Here is a 19159-nt window from a genome sequence, read left to right as displayed (position 1 = left end):
CCGGCCGCGCGGTTGCAGCAGGCTCAACGACCACCCAAACGAGCCGGCGGATCCACCAGCGAGACGAGGGGGTGCTGCTCGAACACATGTTGCAACGCCTGCGCCAACGCGGGCTGCCGCGCCGCCAACGTTTTGGCCAGCGCCATGTGCACTTCCAGCGGGGTAACCGGCAGATAGATGAGGCGGGTCGCCACCGACTGCTGGGCCCGGAAGTAGTTGGCCGAGATATCGTTGGAAAAGAGCGCGGCATCGATCCGCCCACGCACCAGCTTCTGCATGTTGCCATGCTCCCAGTTACGCTGGGAGAGAGCATCAATCCGGATCTGAGGATGCTGCAGCAGTGGCGGCACGATCGCCTGACTCGACCAGCCAATCGCGGCGCCGAAGAGATCCTCCTGCCGCTCGACCGACCGCAACCGTGATGGCGCCAGCACCACCAGCACAGGCCGCAGCAACAACAGATGAGGCTCGACATAGTGGATATGCTTTGCCCGCTCGGGGGTATAGCTCAACAACGGCGTCAGTTCGCATTCACCACTTTCTAGATTACTGAGCAAGCGCGCGACATTGAGACCCTGCCATGCGATCGGCCGCCCCAGCACGGGCTCTACATGAAGTCTGAAATAGTCGATCACCGGCCCGGAGACCTTGCCCTGCGGATCGATGGAAACCAGTGGAGCCAGCTGGAAAACACATCCCCGCAGGGGCGCACTGGCCGCGACAGATGGGTTGAACATGATAGAGGGAAGAACAAGTGCCGAGAGCACTGACAGCAAACGCATACCTGAAAGAGAAATGCCCATAAGTGCCGACCCGATACCCTGATAGCCATCAGCATGGCACAAGGCAGTAGGGCGGGCTATCTCCCCCCTTGCCCCCAACTTGCCGCCGGATATCACCAACCGGTTCTATTGCGATAAAAATCAATAAACCCTTTGTTTTGATAGACTTTTTATCATTGCGTATATTGCCTTCAAAATTCACGCCCATCTCTTAAGTGGTACTTTTATGAGACTATTACTGATTGCTTTATCCTTTTTTGCTGCAACTGCAAGCGCCAGTGAACAACTGTCCGTGCCTTACTACGACTGGGGCAGTTGCCCGTTTGAAGGGTGTACCTATCAACAGTGGACAACCAAGCAGGAAGTGATTGCCAGAGCCGAGCCCTCTCTGACCGCCAAAACTCTGTTCAAGGTACCGCGTGGTAAAAAGGTCGAGGGATTGACCGGCGTGGTCATCGTCGAAAAGCCCGGGACAGTCAAGATTTTGAAACCGGTCAAGCTCGGCTATAACGACAAGGGTGAGGGCCCGCTACTCAACCTGAAAGCGGGCGAACAGCTGTATACGCTGGCCAGCATCGGGGAAGGGGCGTTGCGCTTCTGGTACAAGGGCAAGACCTATACGCTGGACTATGACTACGGGCGCCCCCAGATCCAATATGGCGCAGCCCCGAAAAGCCAGTGGTGGGTAAAAATTCGCGACCAGCAAGGACGTGAGGGATGGGTTGCCGAAGCCAAAAACTTCGCCCATATGGATCGTTTCGAGTAATAACGGCAGCCTGCCCCAAGCTCGGGGGCAGGCTGTTGATAAGAGTTACTGCCCGGGTCGCAGCTTCATCTCCTGCAGATACTCCTGCACCTGCAGCTTGTAGTCCGCCTGATAGGAGAACTTGGTGCTGTCGCTCGCCGCAATCAGGTTGACTGCGGTGCAGAACAGGGCGGCCGCCAGCAGCCCCTTGCCAACCCACTGTGGATAACGACGGCTCCAGCGCACCAGCAGCAGCAGGATCGGGAACAATGCGTAGGGGAAGATCAGCATCAGGTGCCAGTAGTTGAAGATGATGGGCGACAGCGCCGCACTCACCAGCACCGCCAGCACCGCCGCCAGTGCATAGAGGCCGAGCCAGCTCTCGCCATCCACTGGCGCACGGTCGCTGCGCAGCAGACGCGGCTTGAGTTCGCGCCACAGCTGCCAGTTGGCCTTGGCCGCCAGCAGCACAGTCGCCGAGCCTACCCCGTAAATCACGATGCGCCACACCCAGATCGCTGCCATCTGCAGGTATTCGTGCCCCGCCAGCCAGATAAACTGGGTGTCGTTGACCAGCTTGCTGGCAAACAGCCAGGAGCCGTAGCGCAGCCAGTAGAGCACTGATTTCAGCACCGGATAGACGTGCACCAGCCCCCAGCCGATATAGCGTTGGCGTGCCTCGGGATCGACGTTCTGGGTGATGTGGCTATTGCTCATCACTTCCATCGCGTAAGGGATCAGGGAGGCACAGATCAACAGGGCAGCCACCACCACCCCGCTCCAGCTCACCTTGAGAATGCGGCGCCAGAAGAGGTAGGTGGACATCACCGCCAGCAGCGGCCAGGAGTAGTGCAGCTGCATCGCCATGCCGATGGCCAGCAGGTGCACGATCATGTGCCAGAAGGAGGCTCGCTCGCGCATATGCCAAGCCGACCAGCAGTGCATGGCCGAGAAGAGGAACAGATAGGAGGGGTTGTAGAGCAGACTCTCGTACTGGAACCAGGGGTTGAGCCAGCAGAGCACTAGAAACAGCAGGCGCACCCTGTCATCAAATACCTGACGGATCACCGCATCAAACAGCAGGAACCCGACCAGCCGCATCGCCAGCAGCAGCACCATGGGGGCATAGGGAGAGTCCCACAGCAGCAGCGGCCCACCGATCAGCCAGGCCGACAAGCTACCCGGCACATTGCCCACCGCACTCGCCGCATTGCCATAGCTGAGCCAGACCCCCTCATAAGCCCCTAGGTAACCCTTGTAGAGCATCTGGGTCTGATCGCCGGTGAGGAGTTGCAACTGGAAGAAAATCAGGGAGATCAGCAGCCCCCCGCCAAGGCCCAGATAAAACAACCCTTTGGATCCGCTCCTCTTTTGTAATTCGTTCAATCCCTGTGGCTCCTGTTATGTAGGGTTCTTGCAATTCATCGAGGCAATCCATCTGACGAAGGTCTGCTCGAACTCGTTCATATCCAGCGAATTGATATCCTGACTGGTCAGTGACTTGGAAAAAAGCGTCATGGCATCCCGGGTATTGGGGTGCCACTCAGCGTAGTTTTCACCTCCCCCGCCCAGATCCGGGTTATAGAGTCCCAGGATCGGCAAGTTCAGCCCCGCCGCAATATGCACGGTGGCGGTATCTACCGACACCAAAGCAACCGAGTGACGCAGCTGGGTAAAGAGCCCGCCGAGCGATGGTGCCTCTGGCGACAGCAGGATCCGTGCTGGCTCGCTGGCTTTATCGCGCAATGTGGCGACCTCCTGCTCCATCCCTGGCGGGAAAAGCAGGCAGAGGGGTTGCTGGCAATGGGCCAGCATCAGCTCCAGCATGCGGGCAATCATCTCCGGTCGCAGACGGCGGGCGCCACCGCTGCCATACGGGTTGAAAGCGATCACCTGTTGCGCGGCAGGCCACCATGCTGCCAGATTTTGCTCCCACTCGGGACTATGGGGGATCACATATCGGGTATCGGGGTCGCGAATCCCCATGCTGTCCAGCAGCGCCGCAAACTTGTCGGCAAAGTGGCGTCCGGCCGTGCGTTCGCCAAGCTTGATATCAATGGAAGCCAGCGCATCATCCATGCCCGCAATGTGGCAGGCATCGACCTGATTCAAAAAGTAGATATCTTTCATCTTCAGTGACTTGCCAAGATGAACCAGATATCCGACCCGCCCCAGAGAGTGGGCAAGCGCCTTGAGCTCACCATAACCCGGGCGCTTGGGCACCTCGATGACCCGATCTGCTCCCAGATGATCGCGAAATAGCGGAGCCATGGCTCGGGTCGTCACAACCCACACTTCCCGCCTGGGCTGGACCCGGCGAATCTCCCGTGCAACCCAGGAGGAGACGATGGCATCACCCAGCTTGGCATCCCAACGAAGCAGCACCACCTTGCCACTGCCATCGTCAGCCGGACGACTGCGCGCCCGGTCAAACAACCAGCGACCCAACCGGCGACGCAATACATCGCGCGCCAGTTGCAGGTTATTTATGTATGACATTAAGCCCTTTACTCTCGGAATAGAACATTGCGATTAAAAAGAATAGCATCGATGTTTGATATTCAATATAATTCGCATAAAACATGCCCATAATAAGAAACGAACTGACCAGCCCAACTCCTGGAAATGCCTTTCCACTCTGGATAAAAGACCAGGCTATATACACGATGAAAAAATAAAAAATCACTGTATACAACACACCCATTTTATTCCCTGAATCTATATATGCGTTATGTAAATCACGAAGCGAATAATTTCCCAATGTCTGCTCAATTAATTTTTTAGAACCAACTTCAGATTCAGAGTCCAAGTATGAAACATATTCTTTTTCGAAGTTTTTAAATCCAATGCCAAATAAAAATTGCATAGGTTCTTCTGACGCATTAAAAGAAATCCATTTTAGACCATTTTTCCACATCAATAATCTACTATAGTTTGAGTAATCACGCTCTGTCGTTTCAGTCACAGACAACGCTCGATTGATAACTACTTCTATTTTTTCTGGTTGTATTTTATAAATAGAAAAAGTGAATGCACTGAACAACACAACGAAAACTACCAAGTATTTTCTATTGAAAAACAACATATAGATAGCTGAAACAATTATCACAGCGATCCAACCAGATCTACCACCGGAAAGAATCAAGCTAATAAATGTCAATGCCATACATATGCCGAGCATAAGTTTTTTAGATAAAACTACTTCATCAGAAATTTTCGCTAACAAGAAAATGAAAACAAAGGTTGTAATTTCAGTCCAGCGCAGCACATCCCATAATCCAGCGACTCTTTGTCCACTCCACCCACCTTCCTGTAATATGAAAGCTTGCACAAATGACCAGAATACTGATATCGCAAAACCTGACATTGATAAAATTAAGGCCATTTTTCTGCTTTCTTTATCACGCAGAGCCAATACTAGCGCGGGAAATGCCAATAGGAAAAGTCCCTTGTAAAAAAAATAGCCTACATCACCAATATATCCAGGAGATAATACCCTTGACAACACTCCAATTAAAAATAAAAAAACCGCACTAAAAATAACCTTATCACCTTTTAATTCGCCATAATAACTTTCATCAACAATACAACGGTAGATAAAGAACAAAACCAATAATGCCGTAGATATAGTAATCGCTGGCTTACTGACAAATATACTTGCCGAAAAAATATAGAGTAATATTTTCTCTATCTTTTGAAAATTCATATCACTTTGCTCTGTTTATTTTCTGAACATATAATTCCCGCGGATTTTGCGCCACAGCCCAAACACATCCGTGCGGGGGAAGATGGCGATCCGGCGGATCTGGTAGGGGTCCTGGTGCATCGCTTTGGGGCCACTGTTGGTGGCAACCGCAAAACGATACCCTGCGGCGATGGCCTGCTCCTTGGCACTGTCGTTGATGTCTCCGTAAGGATAGGCAAACGAGAGCAGCGGCTGGCCAAGCAAGGCCTCCAGCTGGCGTTTGTTTTCCTGAATTTCATGGGCTTGTTGCTCTGGCGGGAGTTTGCTCAGACGAGGATGGGTCAGGGTGTGACCCCCAATCTCCACATGGCCACTCGCCGCCAATGCCTTGACCTGCTCGCCATTCATCAGGGGAACAGATGTATCGGGATTGGTCGGATGCTCCACATCCCAACGGTTATAACCTTCGCCAGTCACCACGTACACCACTGCTTTGTAACCATATTTTTCCAGCAGTGGCAACATGCGGGTCAAATTGTCCTGATAGCCGTCATCGGCGGTGATCATCAGGTACTTCTTGCCGTATTGCAGACGGTGGATAAAGCCTTTGTCCGCCAGATCGCGGAAAGTCAGGGTCTCGTACCCGAGCCACTTCATCAGGCGCAGATGCTTCTCGAACATGGTGATCGGCATCCAGGTACCGTGCACCCCTTTCTCGCTCTCGTGTTCGATAAAACGGTGGTACATGATGACCGGCATCTCGCGGCACAGGGTTTCAACCACAGCATCCTGATAGATGGTTTCGAGGCCGGATACTACCCCCTGCAAGCCGTACTCGTCCTGAATCCGCTGGCGAATGGCTTCCGGCACCACCTTGCTGGCCAGGGCGGATTTGATTTCGCCCTTCAGCGCAGCAAAATCGATAGCCAGATCCTTGGGACCGATATCGCCGAAGTTGCTGGCCAGCGCTTCATCCAGATTCTGTTCAGTCACCAGACCAATTGCCTTGGCTTCGCCGATAGCGAAGGCGGGCCGGCCGCAGAGCAGCGCTTCCATGGCTACCCGACCGGCACCAATGACCAGGTCGCAACCCGCCAGCAGAGCAGGCACATCATCGACATAACCGACAAACTCGGCACGATCCTGAAAACGGGCAAAACGCTCGGGCACGCGGGTACCGCTGACAACCCGCACCTTGCAGGTCTCCAGATCGAGCACTTCATCGAGCAAGCGGTAGCAGAGTTCCCCTTTGGGACCACTCAAGCGGCCAATGATGGCGATCACCGGCTTGTCATTATCCGGCGCCGGCACGGACTGGAACTTGTCGGTTTCGATACCGTTGCGCAGCACCTGCACAATGGCGGGATCCACGCCAAGGTTGTCGATGATCTGCCGGGCGATGTCCTCGCAAACGGCAACCGCCCTGAACCCAAGGGCATGGAACGCTTTGCGGGATGCGTGTACCGGCTGGCGGCCATGTACCGTGGTGATCATCGGGGTACCGGTCAGTTTGCAAGCGACATAGCTGCTCCAGCCGGAGGCACGGGAGTGAGCATGTACCAACTGGATATGGTGCTTCTTGATCAGATAGATAAGGTAAAAGACGTGCCAGAAACGGCGCAGGATACTGCGCTTGTTGAATCGAAGCTTGAAGACGGGACCAAGGGTTGGCTTGGTCAGCGTATCCGACACATAAAAGACGTTGTGACCACGCCGGGTCAGTTCGTTGCCGACCGTGGTGGCATAAACCTCGGCGCCCGTCACTTCGAGCTGGGAGAGTGCCATCAATATGTTCATTGCGTGGTTACCCGGTAGAAACTGAGAAAAACAGTGACAAACAACAGAGCCGGAAACAGGTATGGCCTGCTTCCGGCTTGTCTACATAGGCAGTGTAAAACTCACCCGTTAGCGGTTGAGCCACGCCATGTAATCTGCAACCCCTTCGGCCACAGTCTTGAACTCGGCGTCATAACCTGCGTTGCGCAGCTTGGTCATGTCGGCCTGGGTAAAGCTCTGGTAGCGACCCTTGAGGTGATCCGGGAAGGGGATGTATTCGATAGAACCCTTCTGATGATGCTTGATCACCGCTTCGGCCACGTTCTGGAACGGCTCGGCGCGACCGGTACCACAGTTGAAGATGCCGGAGTGCTGCGGGTTCTGCCAGAACCACAGGTTTACCTTGCAGACGTCGTCGATATAGATGAAGTCACGCATCTGACCACCGTTGGGGAAACCGTCGCAACCTTCGAACAGCTTGGGATTCTCGCCCTTCTTCACCTGGGTATTGAGGTGGAAGGCAACAGAGGCCATGGAGCCTTTGTGCTGCTCGCGCGGGCCGTAGACGTTGAAGTACTTGAGACCAACGACCTGAGAGTTGATCTCCGGCATCCAGCGGCGCACGTACTGGTCGAACAGCTGCTTGGAGTAGCCATAGACGTTGAGCGGCTGCTCGAACTTGGGATCTTCAATGAAGTTGTCGTTGCGACCGCCGTAAGTGGCGGCAGAAGAGGCGTAAATGAAGGGAATTTCACGCTCGATGCAGTAGTGGAACAGGTCCTTGGAGTACTCGTAGTTGACCTCCATGATGAACTTGCCGTTCCACTCGGTCGTCGCCGAGCAGGCACCTTCGTGGAAGATAACCTCAATGCCGTCCCACTCTTCGAATTCGTCGCCGGAAACGATACGCGCCTGGAACTCGTCTTTGTCCATGTAGTCAGCGATGGTCAGATCGACCAGATTGACGAACTTGGTGCCGTCGGTCAGGTCATCAATGACCACGATATCGGTCCGTCCTTGAGCGTTCAGCTGCTTGACCAGATTGCTGCCGATAAAGCCAGCACCGCCAGTTACTACGATCATGGAGTTTGCCTCTCGTACGTTGATGGCTACATGTGACTGCTTGTTAAAGCTGTGTATAGTGAGCCAATTTGAAATTGCCGAAAAGTTTATCACGGGCAGTCTGGGGATTCGACCTTGTTCCATTTGCCCCGGACGGAACCCGTTGGAGGAATGAGTGATGAAGACCAGAGACAGGATCATTCACAGCGCCACCGAGCTGTTCAACGATCAGGGTGAGCGTAACATCACCACCAACCATATTGCGGCGCACATGGGCATCAGTCCGGGCAACCTCTATTACCACTTCCGTAATAAAGAGGACATCATCCACTCCATCTTCGATCAGTATGCCCGCCACCTGAGCGAAAGCTTCATCCCGACCCGCAACCGTGAAATCACCCTGCAGGATTTGATGGGCTATCTGGATGCCATCTTCTATCTGATGTGGCAGTTCCGCTTCTTCTACGCCAACCTGCCGGACATCCTGAGCCGGGACGAGCCACTGCAGCAGAAATACCTCAAGGCGCAGGAGCAGATGAGAGCCTCGGTCGTGACCCTGCTCAAGAGCCTGCGCGAAGGGGGCATTATCGATGTCAGCGATGAAGACCTGCCGGATCTCGGTCAGACCATCAAGATGGTGGTCACCTGCTGGATCCCGTTCCAGATTGCCCAGGCACCCAATACCCGCATCACCAAGCCACTGCTCTATCAGGGAGTGCTGAAGGTGCTGTTTCTACTGCGCCCCTACGTGCAACCGCAAGTCGCCGAACAGATCCGGCAGCTGGAGCAACACTACCGCCAACTGGCCCAACCAGCCGGGTGAGATCTGTTTCACAATTGTTTAATTGCAGAACAATAATTTGAATTAACCGCAACAAACTGAAGTAAAATGTGGCCCTCTGTTGATACTCAGCTGAAATAGCCAATAAGGATCGAGGATGTCTAACGGATTCTATCGTCACCTGACCGAGCAACTGCATCAGGTGCAAGCTGAAGGGTTGTACAAGCAGGAACGCATCATCACCTCCGCCCAGCAGGCAAGCATCGCCGTGGGTGGGGAGCAGGTACTGAACTTCTGTGCCAACAACTATCTGGGATTGGCCAACCACCCGGATCTGATCGCCGCTGCCCATCAAGGCCTCGACAGCCACGGCTTCGGCATGGCCTCGGTTCGCTTCATCTGTGGCACCCAGGATCAGCACAAGGAGCTGGAGCAGAAGATGTCTGCCTTCCTGGGCACTGAAGACACCATCCTCTACTCCTCCTGCTTCGATGCCAACGGAGGTCTGTTCGAGACCCTGCTCGGCGCCGAAGACGCTATCATCTCCGATGCACTCAACCACGCCTCCATCATCGATGGTGTGCGCCTGTGCAAGGCCAAGCGTTATCGCTACGCCAACAACGACATGGCCGAGCTGGAAGCCCAGCTGAAACAGGCTGACGCCGATGGCGCCCGCTTCAAGCTGATCGCCACCGATGGCGTCTTCTCCATGGATGGCGTTATCGCCGACCTCAAATCTATCTGCGATCTGGCCGACAAATACGATGCGCTGGTGATGGTGGATGACTCCCACGCCGTCGGCTTTATCGGTGAAAACGGTCGTGGCACCCACGAATATTGCGGTGTGATGGATCGGGTCGATATCATCACCGGCACTCTGGGCAAGGCGCTCGGTGGCGCCTCCGGCGGTTATACCTCGGGCAAGAAAGAGGTGATCGACTGGCTGCGCCAGCGCTCCCGCCCCTACCTCTTCTCCAACTCGCTGGCCCCCTCCATCGTTGCAGCCACCATCAAGGTGATCGACATGCTGGCCGAAGGTCACGACCTGCGCGCCCGCCTGCAAGAGAACAGCCGCTATTTCCGCGAGCGCATGAGTGCTGCCGGCTTTACCCTGGCTGGGGCCGATCACGCCATCATTCCGGTGATGCTGGGCGATGCCAAGCTGGCTGCCGAGATGGCCAGCCGCATGCTGGCGGCCGGTATCTACGTGGTAGGTTTCTCCTTCCCGGTAGTGCCGAAAGGTCAGGCGCGCATTCGTACCCAGATGTCCGCCGCTCACACCCGCGAGCAGCTGGACAAGGCGATCGACGCCTTCATCCGCATTGGCCGCGAACTCGCCATCATCTGATTTGCATCGAGGGGCCCTGTGCCCCTCCCTTCTTTCTGCATTCATAGCAAAGGATCCGCCATGAAAGCCCTGTCCAAACTCAAGCCCGAGATCGGCATCTGGATGACCGACGTTCCCACACCGGAGCTGGGCCACAACGACCTGCTGATCAAAATTCGCAAAACCGCCATCTGCGGCACCGACATCCATATCTACAACTGGGATGAGTGGTCGCAGAAGACCATTCCGGTTCCTATGGTGGTAGGCCACGAATATGTCGGCGAAGTCGTCGCTATCGGCCAAGAAGTTCGAGGCTTCGCCATCGGTGATCGCGTTTCCGGTGAAGGCCACATCACCTGTGGCCACTGCCGCAACTGCCGCGCCGGCCGCACCCACCTCTGTCGCAACACCACGGGGGTGGGCGTCAACCGGCCCGGGGCCTTCGCCGAATATCTGGTGATCCCCGCCTTCAATGCCTTCAAGCTGCCGGACAACATCCCGGACGAACTGGCCGCCATTTTCGACCCGTTTGGCAATGCAGTGCATACTGCCCTCTCCTTCGATCTGGTGGGTGAAGATGTACTCATCACCGGTGCCGGCCCTATCGGCATCATGGCTGCCGCCGTCTGCCGTCATGTTGGTGCCCGCCACGTGGTGATCACCGACGTCAACGAATACCGGCTGGAACTGGCACGCAAGATGGGCGCCACCCGTACCGTCAACATCGGCAAGGAGAAGCTCGCCGACGTGATGAGCGAGCTGGGAATGACGGAAGGGTTTGACGTGGGGCTGGAGATGTCCGGCGTACCGAGCGCCTTCCAGGAAATGCTCGACAAGATGAACCATGGCGGCAAGATCGCCATGCTCGGCATCCCCCCCTCGACCATGGCCATCGACTGGAACAAGGTGATCTTCAAGGGGCTGTTTATCAAAGGGATCTATGGCCGCGAGATGTTCGAAACCTGGTACAAGATGGCCAGCCTGATCCAGTCAGGACTGGATCTCTCCCCCATCATCACCCACCGCTTCCACATCGACGAGTTCCAGCAAGGCTTTGATGCCATGCGCTCCGGCCACTCCGGCAAGGTGATTCTGAGCTGGGATAAATAACCTGTTGCCCTTAACTTGTTAAAACCCGGCATCCGCCGGGTTTCTTTTTCAGAAGCACATCGTCAGACAGCGTGATACGGGCCAAAAGTTTACTTGCAGAGTGTTTAACACTTCACACACAAGCGTTTAAATGGCTGTAACTATTCGGTTATAATCCGTCCGGTTCACAGGGATAATAAGAGAGTGCTGGGAGTATATGAGCGTGCTGAAAAAACTGAGCTATCTGCTGGCTGTCGGTATGACCGCTGTCAGCCTGTCCGGAGCAGCATTTGCTGCTGACGATATGTCACCGGATGCCATTGCCGAACGGATCAAACCGGTCGGTCAGGTCTATACCGCCAAGGATCTGGAAGGTATTGCCGGTGCGGGCGCAGCGCCTGCGGCAGCCGCTTCTTCCGGCCCGCGCGATGGCGAAACCGTGTTCAAGGGCGCCTGCTTCGCCTGTCACGACACCGGTGCAGCCGGCGCGCCCAAACGTGGCGACAAAGCGGCTTGGGAGCCCCGTATCGCCCAGGGCATTGAAACGCTCAAGAAGCATGCCATTGGTGGCTTTACCGGCAAATCCGGCATGATGCCCCCGCGCGGCACCTGCGCAACGTGTAGTGACGAAGAGATTGAGAACGCCATCCACTACATGATCGACAAGCTCTAAGTATTTGAAAGGGCCGCATATGCGGCCCTTTCAATCTATCGCCTTCCAGCTACTCTTGTATGGTAGACATACTCGGGAGTTGCTCATCTCATGTCGTCCCAATCCATCGAATCCCACTATTCAACTCCTCTGCTGGCGTTGGTCTCGGCCATTATGGACTTTCCCGCGCCACACACAGCAACGACCGACAACTACAACGCCCTGATCCAGCAGATTGACCAACTCTGCCCTCTGCAACATTTTGGCATGCTTGGCCTCTCCGATACCGGATTGAACTGGGTATATGCCCACAAGATCAGTGACTCGTTCAAACAGCAACTGGGACGGGAACAGTCCCGGATCACCGATCAACTGACCCAGCTGGATGAGGCCGATGGCTGGTGCGTTTTTCCTATCGAACATGGCCAGGTACAGTGGTTGCTGGCACGCAGCACACCAACAGATCTCCCGACCCTGCGCCTGCTGCTCGAATGTCTGGCCAAACGGCTGACCGAAACCCAGGCAGGCTCCCATCTGGCAGAGCCCCCCTCTCCACTGATCCGCAAAGACCCCAACTGGCAGAAGAAAATCGAGAGCATCAGCCGCATCATGCGACTGGCCAATACCCTTCCCAGTCAAGCGCTCTTCTCCCAGCTGGAAGCTGTGCTGCGCCAGATGCTGGCTATTGAGGACATGCTGCTGGTTAGGCTCAATACTCACAAGCTGGAAAAGGTCTACCCAGCGACCCCGCATCAGAGCGATGAATTCATCAGCGGTCTGTGTCATAGCACCAGCAATATCGAGGTCAGCAAAGAGTCGCTGTTCTGGCACAGCATGCCGCTGCGCCTGCAACAACAGTATTTCGCTCATTTCATCATCAGCACGTCCACCCCATTGGAGGCAGATGACAAACTCTTCCTCGACTTTTTGCGTGGCCAGCTCACGCTGCTGCTTGAGCTGAAGCGGATCCGTCAGCAGCTTAACGACATCAATACCGAAGACTCCATCAACCAGCGCCTCCAGCAGCTGCGCCAGACCAACCTCAGATTGCAAAAGCAGCTCAAACAGCATCAGGAGCTGGAACGCAGACTGCAATTTGACGCCCTGCACGACCCTCTAACCCAGCTGCCCAACCGGGCTTTGCTGATGAATCACCTCAACCACGCAATGACCCACTACAACCGCTACAAATCGCCCGGGTTTGCCGTGATTTTTATCGATGTGGATCACTTCAAGCAGATCAACGATACCCTGGGCCACAGCGCCGGGGATCAGTTGCTCAAGGAGATAAGCCGCCGCCTGCAAACCTGCATTCGGCAAAATGATCTGGTAGCAAGACTGGGGGGAGACGAGTTCGTCATCTATCTGGACAGCAGCAAGAACGATGACGACATCAGCCCGGTTTTGAACCGGATCATCAGCCGGCTCTCCTACCCTTTCAGGCTGCTCGGCAACGAGCTGAGCATCACCGTCAGCCTGGGCGTCTCCATCGCATCCGAACAAACAACGGATATAAGCCAGTTGCTTCATCAGGCCGATCTCGCCATGTATCAGGCCAAGCGCAATGGCCGAAGCCGCATCGTCAGCTACTCGGAGGATTGCATCAACCAGAACTGGAACTCGCCGGAAGAGATGCTGGCCAGAGCACTGCGCGAAGGGCGTATCGTCCCCTACTTCCAGCCTGTGATCCGACTGCAGGACAGCCGACTGACCGGCCTTGAGGTGATGGCTCGCTGGCTGACGGAAGAAGGTGTGCTGAAAGATGCCTTTGATTTCATCCCGCTGGCGGAACAGTGCGGCCTTATTCTCGATCTGGATTACCAGATCCTGCGCCACACCTGCCAGCAGCTGAAAAACTGGTTGCCACTGTCGGGACAGAGCAAATTCAAGGTGGCTATCAATCTCTCCGGTAAGCATCTGGTCAACCACGACCATATCATGCGGCTGATAACCATCCTGGAAGAGGAGGGGGTCTCCCCCAGCTACCTGATATTTGAATTCAACGAGCGGGAGCTGTCACGGCAGGATTCCGATGCCCTGGCCTCGCTGCACGAGCTACGCGCCAAGGGCATCCAGATCAGCCTCGACGATTTTGGGACCGGCTTCTCCTCCCTCAACGCTCTGTTCCACTTCCCGGTGGACTACATCAAGGTGGATGACAGCTTTACCCAGCGCATGTTGCAGTCCCCCAAAGACCTCGCGCTAATCCGCGCCATGCGCGACATCTGTCAGGATCTGGATTACACCCTTGTAGTGGAAGGCATAGAGAACCAGCAGCAATTGCAGAAGCTAATCGATATTGGCTGCCGGATGGGACAGGGGCGTTATATCTCACCGCCCATGCCAGGCACCGACATAGTCCCGCTGCTTACCCCGGCCAGCCTTTAGGGTTAATCCTTCTTGAACATGGCTCGCAGATTGGCCACCGCCATCTGCCCCTTCTGCTGGCGCTCCTCGGCCGTCACCTTCTTCTGGTTTTCCCACTCCAGATCATCCTGTGGCAGCTCCAGCAGGAAGCGGCTCGGCTCCGGACGCACCGACTCGCCGTACTGACGCCGCTCCTTGCAAAGAGTAAAGGTCAGCTCGGTCTGGGCCCGGGTAATGCCCACATAGGCGAGACGCCGCTCCTCCTCGACATTATCTTCATCGATGCTGGTCTGGTGGGGCAGCAAGCCCTCTTCCATCCCCACCATGTAGACATAGGGAAACTCCAGCCCCTTGGAGGCGTGCAGCGTCATCAACTGCACCTGATCAGCGTCATCCTCCCCCTCGTTGCGCTCCATCATGTCACGCAGGGTGAGGCGAGTGACCACCTGTGCCAGCGTCATCGACTCCTCCAGCTCATCCCCCTCCAGCATCTCGGTGATCCAGCGATAGAGGGTAGAGACGTTCTGCATCCGCATCTCGGCTGCTTTCGGGCTGGGCGAGGTCTCGTAGAGCCACTCTTCGTAGTGGATCTCCTTGATCATGTCCCGCACCGCCTCCACTGGATTGCCGCGCAACGCCTCATCGCCAAGGCGTACCAACCAGTTGGTGAATGCCTGCAGGGCCACGAGGCCACGCCCGGAGAGGTGCTGTTCCAGCCCCAGCTCGAAGCTGGCGGCAAACAGGCTCTTGCCGCGCTGATTGGCGTATTGGCCAAGCTTTTCGAGGGTAGTGGGGCCAATCTCGCGGCGCGGCAGGTTGACCACCCGCAGGAAGGCGGTGTCCTCATCCGGATTCACCAGCAGCTTGAGATAGGCCATGATGTCCTTGATTTCGGTGCGGGAGAAAAACGAGGTGCCGCCGGAGATGCGATAGGGAATCCGGTTGGTCATCAGCGCCTTCTCGAAGATGCGCGACTGATGGTTGCCCCGATAGAGGATGGCGTAATCTTTGAACCGGGTGCGGTTCATAAATTTGTGGCCCATCATTTCGGCGGCGATGCGCTCCGCCTCGTGCTCCTCGTTCTTGGCAAACAGCACCTTGACCGGCACCCCGTAATCGAGCTCGGAGAAGAGCGCCTTGTCGAACACATGGGGGTTGTTGGCAATCAGGATGTTGGCGCACTTGAGGATGCGCCCCTTGGAACGGTAGTTCTGCTCCAGTTTGATGAGCCGCAGATTCGGAAAGTCTTCGTTCAGCAGCACCAGGTTCTGCGGCTTGGCGCCGCGCCAGGAGTAGATGGACTGGTCATCGTCCCCCACCACGGTGAAGCGGGCGCGCTCGCCGACGATCTGCTTCACCAGCTCGTACTGGCTGGTGTTGGTGTCCTGATACTCGTCGACCAGCAGGTAGCGGATCTTGTTCTGCCAACGCTCACGCACCTCCTGATTGCTCTTGAGCAGCAGGGTCGGCATCACGATGAGGTCGTCAAAATCCAGCGCGTTATAGGCCACCATCTGGCGGTGATAACGCTCGTAGAGCTGGGCCATCAACACCTCTTCCGGCCCGCGAGCAATACGCATGGCGCGGGCGGGCAGGATAAGATCGTTCTTCCAGTTGGAGATCTGGGTAATGAGGGCCGAGAGCTTGTCCTTGTCGTTGTCGAGCTCGTCTTCAGTCAATTCTTTCAGCAGCGCCAGCTGGTCGGTGTCGTCAAACAGGGAGAAGTTCGCCTTGAGATTCAGGCTCTTGTGCTCCCGACGAATGATATCGAGCCCTAGGGTATGGAAGGTGGAGACCATCAGCCCCCGCGCTTCCTTGCGACCCAGGGTCTGGCCGACCCGCTCCTTCATCTCCCGCGCCGCCTTGTTGGTAAAGGTGACCGCAGCGATGTTGCGCGCACTGTAGCCGCACTGCTGCACCAGATAGGCAATCTTGTTGGTGATGACGCGGGTCTTGCCCGATCCGGCACCCGCCAGCACCAGGCAAGGGCCGGAGACATACTTGACCGCTTCGTTCTGATTGGGGTTGAGCTTCATGGGCCGGATCTCTTGGCTTATGATGAGGGGCGGCATTGTACCAGAAATCACCCGACGAGCCGTACCTGCTGCACGGCAGGCAACCGCCAATCGGGCTTATCGCGCCTTGTGTTCGGGCGCTATTTTCAGGATCATGGCCGACCTTTCGAGATGATGACTTTTTCCAGATGATGAGGGGAGCATGAATCAGCAACAGCACGACCAGCTGCGCAGCCAGTTTCCGGCCTTGACGCAGGAGGTAAACAGCCACCCTCTGGTCTATCTGGACAACGCCGCCACTACCCAGAAGCCGCACGCTGTACTGGATGCCATCGCTCACTACTATGGGGTCGACAACGCCAACGTGCACCGTGCCGCCCACGCCCTGAGTGGCCGCGCGACCCGCGCCTTCGAAACTGCCCGCGAGACGGTCGCCCGCTTTATCAATACACCCCGCAGCCAAGAGGTGATCTGGACCCGCGGCACCACGGAAGCGATCAATCTGGTGGCCCAGAGCTGGGGGATGAGCGAGCTCAAGGCAGGGGACGAAATCATCCTCAGCACGCTGGAGCACCACGCCAATATCGTCCCGTGGCAGCTGGTCGCCCAGCGTACCGGCGCAGTCATCCGGATTATTCCCCTCGATGAGCGGTGCGATCTCGATCTGGCCGCCTATCACGCCATGTTGGGGCCACGCACCCGGCTGGTAAGCGTGGCCCACGTCTCAAATGCCCTCGGTACCGTCAATCCGGTCAAAGAGATAGTGGCGGCCGCCAAAGCGGTTGGCGCCGTGACGTTGATCGACGGTGCCCAAGCGGTGGCTCATCTCGAGGTGGATATGCAAGCTATCGGTTGCGACTTCTACGCCTTCTCCGGCCACAAGCTCTATGGCCCGACCGGCATCGGTGTGTTGTGGGGCCGCACCGAGCTATTGGAGCGGATGCCGCCCTGGCAAGCCGGTGGCGAGATGATCGATCGGGTCAGTTTCAGCGGCACCACCTTCAATACCCTGCCTTTCAAATTCGAGGCGGGCACCCCCCATATTGCTGGCGCTATCGGCCTCGCCGCCGCCATCGACTTTGTGATGGCGCAAGATCGGCAATGGCTCGCCCAACATGAGCAGGCACTGACCGACTATCTGGTAGCTGGCCTGCAACAGGTGCCGGGGTTGCGTCTGGTCGGCGAACCCGGCCAACGCGCCGGTGCTGTCTCTTTCTTGCTCGACGACATCCACCCGCAAGATGCTGCTACCCTGCTCGACATGCAGGGTATCGCCCTGCGAGTCGGCCATCACTGCGCCATGCCACTGATGGAATCCCTCGGGATCGGCGGCACCATGCGCGCCTCGCTGGCCTGCTACAACAATCGGGATGATGTCGACGCTCTGCTGGCCGCCCTGCACAAACTCAGTGACTTCTTCTAAGGCAGATAACCGAATGAGTGACCTCGCAAGCTATACCCAGATTGGCCTTGAGCCCAACGCCGACACCATCCGCCAGCAGTTTGCCGCCGCTCACGGCTGGGAGAACCAGTACCGGCTCATCATCCAGCTCGGTAAACAGCTGCCGGAGCTACCCAGCGAATGGCAGCAGGAGGAGTCCCGCCTCAAGGGGTGTGAAAGCCAGGCCTGGCTGAAGGGAGAACAAAGCGAGGATGGCTGCTGGCATTTTGCCTGTGATTCCGATGCCCGCATCGTGCGGGGCCTTATCGTCATCGTACTGGCAGCGCTCAACCACCAATCGTCTGCGGCGATCCAGGCTTTTGATATGGAGGGATATTTTACCGAACTGGGGCTTGAGAAACACTTGAGCCCGTCACGAGGTAACGGGCTCAGAGCGATCGTGCTGGCGATCCGGGAGCAGGCTGTCTAACCCGCTTTGTGCAGAGGTCGATTAGGCTTCGCCAATCGACCCTACTTCTTCATTCCCGGCCTCTTTCTCGGCGCGGGCCCCCCGCTCGGCAATCTTCTTTAATACCCGGGATGCGGCAACCAGTCCAAAGGTTGCCGTCACCGGCGTCACGGCGCCAAAGCCGGAGGCGCAATCCATCTTCATGGTGCCATCGCTGGCCGCCTTGGCCTGACAGGTGCCACCATTGCCATCCGGATAGCTCAGCTGCTCGGTTGAGAAGACACACTCCACCCCGAATTTGCGCGCCGGATTCTTGCTGAAGTTGTGCAATCGGCGCAGATCGGAGCGCACCTTGGCCGCCAACGGGTCTTGAATAGTCTTGGCCAGATCGGCCACAGTGATCTGGGTCGGATCCATCTGCCCGCCAGCACCACCCGCCACAATCACCGGGATCTTGTTGCGCTTGCAGAAGGCAATCAGCGCCACCTTGGCCTTGACCGAATCGATGGCATCCACCACATAGTCAAACTCCCGCTTGATATGCTCGGCCAGGTTATCAGCGGTGACGAAATCGTCCACCTCGATCACTTCGCAATCAGGATTGATGGCGCGAATACGCTCGGCCATCACCTCGGTTTTGAGGCGACCAACCGTACCCTGCATGGCGTGGATCTGGCGATTGGTGTTGGTGATGCAGATATCGTCCATGTCGATCAGGGTGATCTGGTTGATACCAGCGCGGGCCAGCGCCTCTGCTGCCCAGGAGCCCACGCCACCGATACCCACCACACAGACCTTGGCCTGGCTAAAGGAACGCAGTGCGCTCTGACCATAAAGACGGGCAATGCCCCCGAATCGCTGTAGATATTCTGCTTTCATACCACCACCTTGCTTGAGGGCGGCCATTATAGCGACAAGCACAGCCAGCGGCGATGGCATAACCGGAGAAAATCGGGGAGGAAAAACAGAGAAAACGGCGGAGAAGAGAGAATGATCGGTCAATTATCAGGCGATTTGCTGATTTTCAG

The 19159-nt window shown here is 56.5% G+C and carries 16 protein-coding genes; 8 read left to right on the top strand and 8 right to left on the bottom strand.

Annotated elements, in window-relative coordinates; translation table 11 throughout:
- Positions 1 to 23 precede the first annotated feature (23 nt).
- Positions 24 to 737 (bottom strand): transporter substrate-binding domain-containing protein, encoded by a 714-nt coding sequence (locus BS300_RS15775; RefSeq protein ID WP_071913897.1) that lies wholly within the window; start codon positions 735 to 737, stop codon positions 24 to 26.
- 271 nt (positions 738 to 1008) lie between these two features.
- Between BS300_RS15775 and BS300_RS15770 the strand changes: the two genes are divergently transcribed.
- Positions 1009 to 1548, top strand: a complete 540-nt coding sequence (locus BS300_RS15770; protein ID WP_071913895.1) for a hypothetical protein — start codon at positions 1009 to 1011, stop codon at positions 1546 to 1548.
- 45 nt (positions 1549 to 1593) lie between these two features.
- On the opposite strand, the gene BS300_RS15765 is transcribed toward BS300_RS15770, so the two are convergent.
- From BS300_RS15765 to rfaD, 5 genes are all read right to left on the bottom strand, one after another.
- Positions 1594 to 2793: a 3-deoxy-D-manno-octulosonic acid transferase gene (locus BS300_RS15765; protein WP_083593509.1), complete on the bottom strand. Its 1200-nt coding sequence runs from the start codon at positions 2791 to 2793 to the stop codon at positions 1594 to 1596.
- A gap of 135 nt (positions 2794 to 2928) precedes the next feature.
- Positions 2929 to 4026 carry a glycosyltransferase family 9 protein gene (locus BS300_RS15760; RefSeq protein ID WP_071913891.1) on the bottom strand — a complete coding sequence of 366 codons (1098 nt, stop codon included), beginning with the start codon at positions 4024 to 4026 and terminating at the stop codon, positions 2929 to 2931.
- Complete coding sequence (locus BS300_RS15755) at positions 4010 to 5233, bottom strand: O-antigen ligase family protein (RefSeq protein WP_071913889.1); 1224 nt, start codon at positions 5231 to 5233, stop codon at positions 4010 to 4012. Before BS300_RS15755 ends, BS300_RS15760 begins: the two co-directional genes overlap by 17 nt.
- A gap of 15 nt (positions 5234 to 5248) precedes the next feature.
- Entirely contained in the window at positions 5249 to 7009 is a 1761-nt protein-coding gene (locus tag BS300_RS15750) for a polysaccharide deacetylase family protein (protein ID WP_071913887.1), read from the bottom strand.
- 108 nt (positions 7010 to 7117) lie between these two features.
- Complete coding sequence (gene rfaD, locus BS300_RS15745) at positions 7118 to 8071, bottom strand: ADP-glyceromanno-heptose 6-epimerase (protein ID WP_042029589.1); 954 nt, start codon at positions 8069 to 8071, stop codon at positions 7118 to 7120.
- Between the two features lie 157 nt (positions 8072 to 8228).
- Between rfaD and BS300_RS15740 the strand changes: the two genes are divergently transcribed.
- The 5 genes from BS300_RS15740 (at position 8229) to BS300_RS15720 (ending at position 14287) form a co-directional block, all read left to right on the top strand.
- Complete coding sequence (locus BS300_RS15740; RefSeq protein WP_071913885.1) at positions 8229 to 8873, top strand: TetR/AcrR family transcriptional regulator; 645 nt, start codon at positions 8229 to 8231, stop codon at positions 8871 to 8873.
- Between the two features lie 115 nt (positions 8874 to 8988).
- The gene (locus BS300_RS15735; RefSeq protein WP_071913883.1) at positions 8989 to 10179 is read left to right on the top strand and encodes a glycine C-acetyltransferase; all 1191 of its coding nucleotides are present in this window, start codon (positions 8989 to 8991) and stop codon (positions 10177 to 10179) included.
- 60 nt (positions 10180 to 10239) lie between these two features.
- Entirely contained in the window at positions 10240 to 11268 is a 1029-nt protein-coding gene (gene tdh, locus BS300_RS15730; protein WP_071913880.1) for an L-threonine 3-dehydrogenase, read from the top strand.
- Positions 11269 to 11464: 196 nt separating this feature from the next.
- Complete coding sequence (locus tag BS300_RS15725; RefSeq protein WP_041209812.1) at positions 11465 to 11920, top strand: c-type cytochrome; 456 nt, start codon at positions 11465 to 11467, stop codon at positions 11918 to 11920.
- A 90-nt stretch (positions 11921 to 12010) separates the two neighbouring features.
- On the top strand, positions 12011 to 14287 hold the full coding sequence (locus tag BS300_RS15720) for an EAL domain-containing protein (protein WP_071913878.1): 2277 nt from the start codon (positions 12011 to 12013) through the stop codon (positions 14285 to 14287).
- Positions 14288 to 14289: 2 nt separating this feature from the next.
- Here the strand turns inward: BS300_RS15720 and rep are convergent, their stop codons facing one another.
- Positions 14290 to 16302 (bottom strand): DNA helicase Rep, encoded by a 2013-nt coding sequence (rep, locus tag BS300_RS15715; RefSeq protein WP_071913876.1) that lies wholly within the window; start codon positions 16300 to 16302, stop codon positions 14290 to 14292.
- Between the two features lie 181 nt (positions 16303 to 16483).
- On the opposite strand from rep, the gene BS300_RS15710 reads away from it, so the two are divergent.
- Together BS300_RS15710 and BS300_RS15705 are read left to right on the top strand one after the other, a co-directional pair.
- Positions 16484 to 17704 (top strand): cysteine desulfurase, encoded by a 1221-nt coding sequence (locus BS300_RS15710; RefSeq protein ID WP_071913874.1) that lies wholly within the window; start codon positions 16484 to 16486, stop codon positions 17702 to 17704.
- A gap of 13 nt (positions 17705 to 17717) precedes the next feature.
- Positions 17718 to 18152, top strand: a complete 435-nt coding sequence (locus BS300_RS15705; RefSeq protein WP_071913872.1) for a SufE family protein — start codon at positions 17718 to 17720, stop codon at positions 18150 to 18152.
- Between the two features lie 21 nt (positions 18153 to 18173).
- Here the strand turns inward: BS300_RS15705 and tcdA are convergent, their stop codons facing one another.
- Entirely contained in the window at positions 18174 to 19010 is an 837-nt protein-coding gene (gene tcdA / locus BS300_RS15700) for a tRNA cyclic N6-threonylcarbamoyladenosine(37) synthase TcdA (RefSeq protein ID WP_071913869.1), read from the bottom strand.
- Positions 19011 to 19159: the final 149 nt, after the last annotated feature.

Source organism: Aeromonas sp. SCS5 (assembly GCF_001887375.1).
Lineage (GTDB): Bacteria > Pseudomonadota > Gammaproteobacteria > Enterobacterales > Aeromonadaceae > Aeromonas > Aeromonas jandaei.
This window is presented reverse-complemented; position numbering and strand designations above follow the sequence as displayed.